The organism is Aquirufa antheringensis (genome assembly GCF_023921165.1).
Taxonomy (GTDB): domain Bacteria; phylum Bacteroidota; class Bacteroidia; order Cytophagales; family Spirosomataceae; genus Aquirufa; species Aquirufa antheringensis.
This window is the reverse complement of record NZ_CP049835.1, coordinates 1,924,437-1,933,762: the sequence shown is the minus strand read 5'-3', so window position 1 is coordinate 1,933,762 and position 9,326 is coordinate 1,924,437. Positions and strand designations below refer to the sequence as shown.

Annotated in this window: 9 protein-coding genes and 1 tRNA gene; 2 read left to right on the top strand and 8 right to left on the bottom strand. The window is 39.7% G+C overall.

The window, feature by feature from the left end:
- Positions 1-29 precede the first annotated feature (29 nt).
- Positions 30-917, bottom strand: a complete 888-nt coding sequence (locus tag G9X63_RS08720; protein ID WP_252622544.1) for a tail fiber protein — start codon at positions 915-917, stop codon at positions 30-32.
- A gap of 110 nt (positions 918-1,027) precedes the next feature.
- Between G9X63_RS08720 and G9X63_RS08715 the strand changes: the two genes are divergently transcribed.
- Complete coding sequence (locus G9X63_RS08715; protein ID WP_252622542.1) at positions 1,028-2,146, top strand: helix-turn-helix domain-containing protein; 1,119 nt, start codon at positions 1,028-1,030, stop codon at positions 2,144-2,146.
- Positions 2,147-2,186: 40 nt separating this feature from the next.
- Here G9X63_RS08715 and G9X63_RS08710 read toward each other — a convergent pair whose 3' ends face one another.
- The 7 genes from G9X63_RS08710 to rpoN all read right to left on the bottom strand — a co-directional run bounded on the left by G9X63_RS08710 (position 2,187) and on the right by rpoN (position 7,761).
- On the bottom strand, positions 2,187-3,446 hold the full coding sequence (locus G9X63_RS08710; RefSeq protein ID WP_252622540.1) for an ice-binding family protein: 1,260 nt from the start codon (positions 3,444-3,446) through the stop codon (positions 2,187-2,189).
- 111 nt (positions 3,447-3,557) lie between these two features.
- On the bottom strand, positions 3,558-4,022 hold the full coding sequence (locus tag G9X63_RS08705; RefSeq protein ID WP_252622538.1) for a hypothetical protein: 465 nt from the start codon (positions 4,020-4,022) through the stop codon (positions 3,558-3,560).
- A gap of 47 nt (positions 4,023-4,069) precedes the next feature.
- Positions 4,070-4,603, bottom strand: coding sequence for a hypothetical protein (locus tag G9X63_RS08700; protein ID WP_252622536.1), 534 nt, complete (start codon positions 4,601-4,603; stop codon positions 4,070-4,072).
- A gap of 77 nt (positions 4,604-4,680) precedes the next feature.
- Complete coding sequence (locus G9X63_RS08695; protein WP_252622534.1) at positions 4,681-5,142, bottom strand: T9SS type A sorting domain-containing protein; 462 nt, start codon at positions 5,140-5,142, stop codon at positions 4,681-4,683.
- Positions 5,143-5,396: 254 nt separating this feature from the next.
- A tRNA-Arg gene (locus G9X63_RS08690) sits at positions 5,397-5,473 on the bottom strand.
- Positions 5,474-5,547: 74 nt separating this feature from the next.
- Entirely contained in the window at positions 5,548-6,324 is a 777-nt protein-coding gene (locus tag G9X63_RS08685) for an enoyl-CoA hydratase/isomerase family protein (RefSeq protein ID WP_252622532.1), read from the bottom strand.
- Between the two features lie 9 nt (positions 6,325-6,333).
- The gene (gene rpoN / locus G9X63_RS08680) at positions 6,334-7,761 is read right to left on the bottom strand and encodes an RNA polymerase factor sigma-54 (protein ID WP_130923520.1); all 1,428 of its coding nucleotides are present in this window, start codon (positions 7,759-7,761) and stop codon (positions 6,334-6,336) included.
- A gap of 133 nt (positions 7,762-7,894) precedes the next feature.
- On the opposite strand from rpoN, the gene asnS reads away from it, so the two are divergent.
- Positions 7,895-9,325 (top strand): asparagine--tRNA ligase, encoded by a 1,431-nt coding sequence (gene asnS / locus G9X63_RS08675; RefSeq protein WP_130923521.1) that lies wholly within the window; start codon positions 7,895-7,897, stop codon positions 9,323-9,325.
- Position 9,326: the final 1 nt, after the last annotated feature.

Here is a 9,326-nt window from a genome sequence, read left to right as displayed (position 1 = left end):
AACAAATGGAAGCGGATCAAAAAGAAAAATTATATTTTGATAATATAGTTTACCCCAAAGTTGATAGGGCGAGTTTCTGTTCCTCCTGAATTATTTGTATTTCCTTGAACTCTATGATTATGAGCTCCATCGGTACTTGTATTCAATGACCTATTATAATTGTTAGGCCTGTCGTCCTCCAAACCCGTATCACCCCCACCAGTTCCACTGAAATCATCATTTGAAAAACTTGTTCTATGGTTATGAGCTCCAGTCGTATTAGAGGTAATATCTACAGCATGTAAATGTGATTCTAAATCATCTTGTTGAACTACTTTCAAAGCAGGCCCCTCTTTACCTGGATAGGCAGTTTGACCACCTGCTCCACGTAAAAACAAGCCTTTCAAATTAGGCGTATTGGCACCAGCTAAGGCCTTTAGATTATCATAATAAGATCCGCTCGGAATCGCTGATCCATCACACAACAACCAACCAGACGGGGCATTTGTGCCAATAAATGGCATGATTGAGCCCGTGGGAACGCCGTTTTGCGCGAATACAGCATAGGGAACGCTTCTTAATTTTTCATCGGAGAAAACAACATTACTAGCACTCACTTTCAAATACGATGCGTTGTTGCTAATTAGGTTATATTGATTTTGATCGATATCTAAAACGTAGGAGAAAACGCCAAAATTATCCGTTTTGACCGTAGCTATCGCCGTTATAAAAACGGTAGGTGTCGTAGAAGATCCCAGTAAATAGTATACTTCAAACTTTAAATTCAACTGATCAAAATTCGCTAAAGCCTCATTATTGACATCTCTAGCGATTCCTTGAATGGACATTCCAGAGGATGTGACACTCGTTTGAGCATTCAGAAAATGGGTGCTTAAAAAACACAATAAGACCAAAAAGAGGGAAAGGGATTTTTTCATGAATTGTAGTTTAAATTGAGATCCACTACAAATTCAAAACTTTTAAAAGAGGATGAAATACCCTACAAACCGGGAATCAATTATCGTGTCACATTGTGTATATTTGACACATGTTTTTACACATAACATCTTTACTTGTTGGGTTCTTGTGTCTTTTGCTAGTACTCCTCATGCTAGCGAATGTCCGATTTAATCAGCAGAAAAACATTTACCTCATCATTATCTTATTTATCGTAGGTGCACAACGTTTTATTCATGCTTTCGAAGCATTAGAACTAACCCATTTAACCTACAGCCCTTTAAAAATCAGACCCATCATTGGACTATTTATTATTCCAGTTTATTACCTGTTTTTCAGAAGGCTAATTTTAAATAAAGTAGAAGTAAAAAAAGAAGTCATCCATTTTATTGCCCCTTCACTGTTCTTATTTTTTGATTTGTTTTTTAAACAGTATTCGGTAAGCTACATGGTGTTTTTATTTTTTTCAAGCGCCTATTTTCTAGGTATCCTAGGGCTTATGAAGGGATTATATAGAAAAAGAACCCGAAATATGCTGGAAATGAAAACGAATAAAGCAATCAGAAATTGGGCTACCATCATGACGATTATCTCCTTCATGTTAGTGCTATCGTCGAATTATTTTTTGTTTAGTGCAACTACTGTAAAAATAACTTTAGTCGATTTTTATGGCTACTCTTCCTTTCTCTGGCTAGTTGCCCTTTTGTATCTGCTACAAAATCCGGTGATCGTTTTTGGAGAAAACAACTTGATTAAACAAATTTCGGTAAGTCAAACACAAGACTTTTTGATTTGGAGTGTTAAACCCACGGTCAAAATTCAGGAAAAAGACAAGGTACTTCATGCTCAAATGCTACCTTCAATAGACGCGACATTGCTAAAAATTCAACAACTGCAGGATACGCCGGACGTTTTAAAAACTAAAAATTTAACAGTCGAAACGATAGCAAAAGAGTTAAAAATCCCTAAAAGTCATATCGCTATCTTGTTCAAATATTACTGCCTTTATTCCGTAAACGATTATATAAATCTGATAAAAGTTAAGTATGCTATCTCCTTAATTAATTCAGAATTTTTGAACAATTATACCATTGCGCATTTAGGAGACCACTGTTTATTTAAGTCAAGATTTACCTTTTCAAAGAATTTCAAAAAGTTCATGGGAATGTCAGTAACGGAATACGTGGTATTACACACGAACAAAATTTAGCGATACTTTTTAAAACGAAAAAGACTTGCCACCATATTGCTTAATTTCCTACCTTAATAAGTGTTAAGATTCTATTAAAAACACTTATTTCGATACCATCAGAAATTTGTTCATCAATTTTCCATCTCACATCTACGGTGTCACCCGCTTCAATGGTAGAAAGGGCTAGTAATGAAATATCCGATGGCAATTGTGTTCTTGTTCTACTTGAATTTGGAATTAATACGCCATTTTTATAAAAGCTAAAGGTGACCATATGATTAATAGGTGTAACAAGCGTAGTGGATCCTGCTTGAAAGATGTTTCCATTTACAGTTGCCGTTTCAAAGCTTGTGATGGCACCTAAAGCTGTGCCAACATCTCCTTTATATACGGAAGCACCACTATTGGCTACTCCACCAGAGCTGGTAAACATAACGAAATTAGATAGGCTCCTGAAATCTACTATACTTTCGCCAGCAGGCAACTTTAGCGCACCTTGTCCGAAAGAAATTGCTCCCAATGTAGTTAATAATCGCCCAGTTACGATACTATTAGCCCCTGCAACAGCCGCTCCATGAGAAAATAAGATTCCTGAGATATTTGTATTAGCACCGAGCCCAATGGCTCCATCGGCAATCCAAAAAACGTTTTTTGCAGTTGCTCCGTTTGTTAAAATCACATTCGTACCAGCCCCTGTATTAAATGCTCCTGCATTAGCTCTAACGATAAATATAGGATTTATTTCATTATTACCATTTAGCGTAAGCGTGCCAGCAATTGATGCCGCGCCCGCTACATTATACACGCCAGGAAAAAGTATTTCACCATTTCCAAAAGTAAGTGCATGGGTAGCAGTGACTGGTATTGCCATTATATCAGTATAAATTAAGTTTAAATCTTCAGCCGCAGTAGCCGTGCTAAAGCCCGTTGTATAATTAGCTGTGGGGATGTTTATTTGCGCATTAAATTGAACAGAATAGGTGCCTGGCTCTACTAAAGTTCGAGTCATGTCTGCTATTACTATATCTGTCGTTGAAGTACTTGAGCTACTGGATGAAACATCAATAGAACTATGACCTGCGGTATTAAGTAAGGTCAAAGATAAGGCGGCTGTGGTTATCGTTTCGGTGGAGATTATTTTCGCTTTAACAGCATATAATTTATGATTAGCTATATCATAAATTTGTGTACCTACGGATAAATTAGCACCAAAAACAGTAGCGGAGTTAGCTATCTTAATTAAAATTGACGGTGAACTAATTGCCTGCGCAAACATCAGGGAAGATAAAAACAGAAATAAAATAAGTAACTTTTTCATCTTATATATTGGTGATGATTATGAAGTGTAGGACAATCAAAAGTAAAAAAGAGAGAGCTGGCCTTATGATAAAACATAAGCGCCAGCTCTCCCTGCAGAAAAATCTACCTATTAATTGATGGTATAAGTATAAGAGACTACAAATTTATCATATTGTAATTGACTAGAAATAATAGTGAGCGTAGTCCCCAAACAAGTATAATCCGTTGTAGGTCTCAATGCCGATCCATTCATCATAACCGTTATCCCTAAGGTCTCTTTTATCGGGATATTTAAAAGGGTGTACGTATCAGATGAAGAGGTTGCTTCAAATGATTCAACGCTGTAAATGGAACTACGGTTAATTAATTCTAAATCATTGTAGGCAGTGGTAATTGTTTTAGTCGATACAATTGCACGTTTTGCTTGCCATAAAGTGGAATCAGACAAAACATAAATTTGCGTTCCTGCGGGTAAATTTTGGCTAAAAGTAGTAGATCGATTTAAAATTCTCAATTGGGCTGTAGGTGTAGATTGTGAAAATCCTACATAGGAAATTACTATTAATGCGATTGTTAGAATATATTTTTTTATCATTGGTGAACTCAGTTTATCTGTACCACTGCAAGATTTTAGGTTAAAATTTAATTTAGAACTGTTAATTTATCGTTTTGCCTTGTATCAAGAATTAATGTTAAAGTAGTAAGGCCTACTCCTGACCATTGATTTTGCGTTAGTATTGCTCCATTATAATTAATTCTAGAAAAAGCACTCAAAGTGAATGTTAGAGCAATACTATTTTCTCCGTCAGCAACTAACTCTTTTTCAAAATAGTGCACTACACTAGCCGTTGCGTTCGCACTAAACAAAGCATAGGGTACACTCATTAATTCATTTGAACCCGCAATGGAGTAAGCGGTCCCGCCTGTAATGTCAGTTTCGGTTTTAATAAAATAAGGGCCATTTGCCCAGTTGATGCCAGCAAATGTGCCTTTAACTACTTTACCCATTCCTATTTCTACACTTACTAAGCCATTGGAGTTAGTGCTTGGTGTTTGGGTTTCTACATATACAGGAGTTCCGGTGGATGAACCTTGTAAAACACTGATTTGCATACCAACTGATGTTGATGTTAGTAATGCATTGGTGCTGTTACGGATTACAGCTTGGTAACTCATTTTTTGTGGGGCTTGTGCAAATACACTTACCGTTAATAAAAGCCCTGCTATGATTGAGTGGATCTTCTTGATAGTTTTTAGTATTTAATGATTTTAAATGTTTTTAATTCATCGGAATTGTTAGTCACTCTCAAAAAATACAGGGCACTTGGTAAATTTTCCATCCTAATTGTTTCGGTATTACTGACTATTTTTCGACTTTCAATCAATTTTCCACTCAGGTCATACAGTTGAAAGCTCAAAGTTGAAAGGTCGGCATTTCCCAAATTAAGGGTCAAAAAATTGATAGTAGGGTTAGGGTAAACTGTAAAATACAATTGAATGGAATTGTGTTCTATACCTAGAACAATAGAAATTACGTAAGGTTGTTGCACGCCTTGTGCTACTATACCATTTATCCCTGTATTAGTGGTATAAACAATTTGCCCAATTGAATAAGCGACGGTTCCTGCACTACCTGTAGCATCACTACCTACAGTAATTACTGCTTCTTGTGCCTGTGCTGTTTGAAGGCCAAAGACTAACAAAAATAGTTGCACTATTTTTGTTTTAGGGTTTCTGATAAAGCTTGAGAAATAACTAAAATGAAGGATTTTAATTATACTTGTGGGGTAACTAAATAATGATTGTTTGATGGTCTTTCTTAAATGTAATCAATAACATCGGCATTAACTATATTATTGTGCATGAAACATTTAGCTGAAAAACCAATGGTGACTGTTAGGGTGACTGTGCACGATTACCCAACAAAAAACCCCCTTAATTTTCATTAAGAGGGTCGCTTTAAATAAGGTGGTGGTCGCGTAGGGATTCGAACCCCAAACCTTCTCATCCGTAGTGAGATGCTCTATCCAATTGAGCTACGCAACCATTGCCCTTTCGGGATTGCAAAGGTAGAATTTCTTTGGCAAAATGAAAAACTATCCTCTAAAATTTTCTAAAAATTATTTCCCTTTAAAGTGAGGAGCCCTTTTCTGCATAAAAGCCATCACCCCCTCCGCGAAATCTTCGCTTTGTCCTAGAATCGTTTGCTCTTCGGCTTCTGAGGCAAGTGTCGCTGCTAAATCCTGATTATAAGCGCGTTGTAAACTACGTTTCATCAACGAAATCGCTAAGGTCGCTTTTTTTGAAAAGGCCAAAGCCACCTCATGCACCTTCCCTTCCCAATCAGCCCCAGAAACGACCTCAGCCACTAAACCTATCTCCTTCGCCTCTTTTGCCCCCACCTTTCTACCGGTAGTTGCTAAATCAAACGCCCGGTGATAGCCCACTGACTGCATTAAAAAGGCGGTAGAACCCGCATCCATGGCTAAACCTATCTGGACAAATAACTCAGAAAAATAAGCATCCTCATGCGCTATAATATAATCACAGGCTAACGCTAAACTACAGCCCGCACCCGCAGCTACTCCATTAATTGCGCCGATAACGGGTTTGTTTAAACTACGCAAGGCGGTAATCATTGGGTTGTAGGTGGAAATCAACACATTACCCAAATTAGGGTCACTTACACCTGACTTCAAGTCTGCACCCGAACAAAAGGCTTTTCCCTCACCCGTAATCACTAAAACGCGCACTTCGTCATCAATTTGTGCCGCCTCTGCCACTTCCCTAATTTCGTGAATTAAACCTGCATTTAAGGCATTATAAACCTCTGGACGGTGTAAAGTCAAGGTCCAGATGGGGCCATTGCGGTGGAGCTTTAGGTAGTTAAAAGTCATAGCTTCTGATTATAAATGTTTCCTTAACCTCGCCACCGGTATCCCCAGCTGATCGCGGTATTTAGCGACGGTTCTACGCTTCACGACGAAGCCGCGTTCGAGTAATAATTGCTCTAAATCCTCATCTGAATGCGGTTCTGAGCTAGGTTCTTGTTCGATGATCTCGCGTAAGATGTTCTTCACTTCCCGGGTAGAGAAATCCTCGCCAGATTCGTGGGTGATACCTTCAGAGAAGAAGTATTTTAGCGGATAGATGCCAAAATCTGCTTGCACTGACTTGGCCGAGACCACCCGAGAGACCGTGGAAATATCCATTTCGATCATGGCGGCGATTTCCTTCATCTTCATTGGCTTTAAAACGGACTCATCTCCTGTCAAAAAGAAATCATATTGCCTCGCAACGATACTCTCCATGGTTTTCATCAAGGTACCTTGGCGTTGCTGAATGGCAGAAATAAACCAAGAAGCAGAATCTAATTTGTGTTTGATAAACGTAACAGCCTCTTTGATATCTTTTTGCTGCTTGTCGCCTTTGTCGTAAGTCTGCAACATCTCTTGGAAAGCGCGGGAAACACGAAGTTCAGGAGCGTTTTTACCGTTGATTTTGATTTCTAACTTCCCGTTTTGATTCGTGATGATGAAATCAGGCTGTAAGTAAGGGGCGATGGGCGCGTCATCGCCACCACCTGGTTTGGGATTCAAATGGGTGATGACTTGCATCGCCTTTTTGAGCTCCTCTTCTGTGATGGAGAGTTTGGAGAGTAAAATACTGAAGTGCTTTTTGGAAAACTCTTCGAAAAAATCATCCACAAGCCGTATGGCTAACAGATGCGCAGGCGACTCTGACTCTTTGCGGTGCAATTGCAAGGAAAGACATTCTTGTAAGGAACGAGCGGCGATACCGGCTGGATCTAAGGACTGCACTTTGAACAATACCTGTTCCACTTCGTCGTAATCCGTTTCAAATCCCTGCGTGAAAGCAAGATCGTTCACAATGCTTTCAATGTTTCGGCGCAAATAACCATCTTCTTCTAAGGAGCCGATGATTTGCTGTGCTAATACCTCTTCGCGCTCAGAGCGAACGACGTAACGGATTTGGTTTAATAAATATTCCTGGGTGCTAGATTCAGTGGCCAAAGGGCGTTCGCGCGTCTCCTCATTGGGATCATAGGAATCTCCGGCCATCTTATAACCAGCATAATCATCTTGCAGGTAATCCCCCACTTCCATCTCCTCGCGCTCCAGATCATCTAAGGTTTCGCGGGGTTCTTGCTCCTCGTTATGATCTAAGCCCTCTTCTAAGGCCGGATTATCCTCCAATTCCTCCTCGATCCTAGCCGCTAATTCAGCGGTAGGAATCTGCAACAACTTGATATACTGTATCTGTTGTGGCGAAAGGTTCTGTTGTTGATTCTGTTTTAAAGATAATCCCTGCATTGTCTAAATAATCTGCACCAAAGATAAGCCGATTTTTAATTACAAATAAATAAAATAAATCGGTTTTTTATCCGTATTTTTGAGGGTTATTGCCTCTATTGAGGCCTTTTTATTAATAATGCCCGAGTCATTTATGCAAATCAAAGAAATACTAGGTTTAACACCCACGCAGCAAAGCATCGTCGTGAAAGGATGGGTTCGTACGAAAAGAGTTTCCTCTTCTGTCGCGTTTATTGCGATCAATGATGGGTCGACTATCCACAATATTCAAGCGGTGGTATCTGAGGGAACCGTATCAGAAGAAACGTTGAAATTAGTGACTACGGGATCTTGTATCGCCGTTACGGGTAAGTTAATTGCCTCACAAGGACAAGGCCAAAACGTAGAGGTGGAAGTCGTTTCCATCGAGGTGTATGGAACGGCAGATCCAGAAAAATACCCTTTACAGCCTAAGAAACACTCCTTAGAGTTCTTGCGCGAGATTGCGCACTTGCGTCCTCGGACGAACACTTTCTCTGCGATATTGCGTGTTCGTCATGCTTTGGCCTACGCGATTCACACGTATTTCAATAACAACGGTTTCTTCTATTTACATACGCCTATCATTACGGGATCGGATGCAGAGGGCGCTGGCGAGATGTTCCGTGTGACGACTTTGGACCCTATTAATCCTCCATTAACGGAAGAAGGAAAAGTGGATTACAAAGAAGATTTCTTCGGGAAAGAGACGAATTTAACGGTTTCAGGGCAATTAGAGGGGGAATTAGGAGCGATGGCTTTGTCCAAAGTGTATACCTTCGGACCTACCTTCCGAGCGGAAAATTCAAACACAACCCGCCACTTAGCGGAGTTCTGGATGATCGAGCCTGAGGTTGCTTTTAATGAATTAGTGGACAACATGGATTTAGCGGAAGACTTCACTAAATTCTGTATCAAATACGCCTTAGACAACTGTGCTGATGATATTGCGTTCTTAGAAAAACGCTTAATTGAGGAGGAAAAGAACAAAAAGAAAGAAGAGCAATCAGAATTAAGCCTGTCAGAGAAATTACGTTTCGTGACAGAAAACGAATTCGAACGCTTGACCTACACAGAAGCGATCGACATCTTATTGAATTCAAAAGCGCATAAGAATGGCAAATTCGTTTATCCAGTTGAATGGGGAATCGACCTTCAATCAGAGCACGAGCGTTATTTAGTGGAGAAACACTTCAAAAAACCGGTGATCTTAACGAACTATCCTAAAGACATCAAAGCCTTCTACATGAAGCTAGATGAGGATGGAAAAACGGTACGTGCGATGGACGTTTTGTTCCCAGGCATTGGTGAAATCATTGGTGGATCACAGCGTGAAGATGATTATGCGAAATTATTGCAACGTACGAAAGAGGTGGGAATCGAAGAAGAATCCATCTGGTGGTATTTAGAAACGCGTCAATTCGGATCTGCACCACACGCTGGTTTTGGACTTGGATTCGAACGTTTAGTGCTGTTTGTGACGGGTATGAGCAATATCCGTGACGTAATCCCTTTCCCACGCACCCCTAAAACGGCTGAATTTTAAG